The 1,185-nt window shown below is 66.7% G+C and carries 1 protein-coding gene; it reads right to left on the reverse strand.

Going from position 1 to position 1,185, the window contains the following annotated elements:
- Window positions 1-14 precede the first annotated feature (14 nt).
- Window positions 15-1,172 carry an IS4 family transposase gene (locus FL311_RS43255; protein ID WP_141333519.1) on the reverse strand — a complete coding sequence of 386 codons (1,158 nt, stop codon included), beginning with the start codon at window positions 1,170-1,172 and terminating at the stop codon, window positions 15-17.
- Between the last annotated feature and the right edge of the window lie 13 nt (window positions 1,173-1,185).

The following is a 1,185-nucleotide window of genomic DNA, read 5'->3' on the forward strand; positions in this document are numbered from 1 at the left end:
CCTGAGCCATCCCCTCATATGAAGCCAAGCGCATCTTGGAAGACTCGATGGCCGTGAAGGAGTTCGGAGAATCGCTCGACGAGAGGCCGCAGGCGCTCCTCCTTCATCATGGGAATGGCCTGGTAATACATGCAGCCCTGCCGGAAGAGCGAGTAGGTGCGCGTCTTGACGGTGTTGGCCTTCAAGCCCTTCTCCATGCCGAGACTCTCCCCGGCGGCGCCCAGAAGCGTCAGCAGCACCTGGGCCAGGGCACTCACCAGCAGCAGTCTGTCCCTGCGCTCCGGACTCTTCACCCGCACGGCGGACAGCCCCATCCCGAATCTCAAATCCTTGACGTCTCGGAACGTCTCCTCGCACGAGAAGCGCCGGGAGTAGAGGTCCACCACCTGGCGCGCGCTGGCCGTGCCCAGGCTGGTGGCCAGACACCACGACTCCTTCATGCCCTTCTGGTGCACCAACACCACCGCGGGCACCGGCGTGCGGTCCGCCGTCACGTGCACGTCCGTCAGCTTCTTGGCGTGCCCGCTGGCCGGTATCCACTCGGCCGCCGGCCGCTGGTGGGCGCCTTCCACCTCCACCCGCACGTCCTTGCGAAAACGCACCACGTACTCGAAGCCCACCTGCGCCAGCAGGGCGTACAACCGTTGGTCCGCGAAGCCCCGGTCCGCCAGCACCGTCACCTTCACCCCTTCGGGCACGCACTCCTTGAGCCGCAGCAGCAGTTCATCCTCCGCCTGAGCGCGGTTGCCCGCCAGCGCGCTCTTCCGCAGCGTCATCCACAGCAGAGGCGTGGTGCGCCCGTGCGAGGTGACGAGGCTGGCCACCAGCGTGGTGTGGTCGTCGGCCTCGAAGTCCGTCCAATCCAGCGCCACCACCGCCTCGGTGCGCTCGGCCAGCACGTACGGTACCCACGCGGCCGCCAGCTTCCACACGTCGACTGCCTCGTTGGACAGCAGCCGGTCCACCTGCTTGATGCCGTGCTTCTCCATGCCGCCTCGGGCCCACGCCAGCGCCTGGCCAATGGCATGCACCGACAAGGACGCGGCGTGCACCACGCCCAGCGTCGCATGCGACAGCGACAGCACCCTCTTGGCGTGCAGGTCCTGCTCGAACAAGCTCTCCAGGAACGCCCGCACCTGCTCTTCGTTGATGGCCACCTTGCGTACCAGCATGACCTCTCCTCTT

Source organism: Myxococcus sp. AB025B (genome assembly GCF_006518215.1).
Classification (GTDB): Bacteria; Myxococcota; Myxococcia; order Myxococcales; family Myxococcaceae; genus Myxococcus; species Myxococcus fulvus.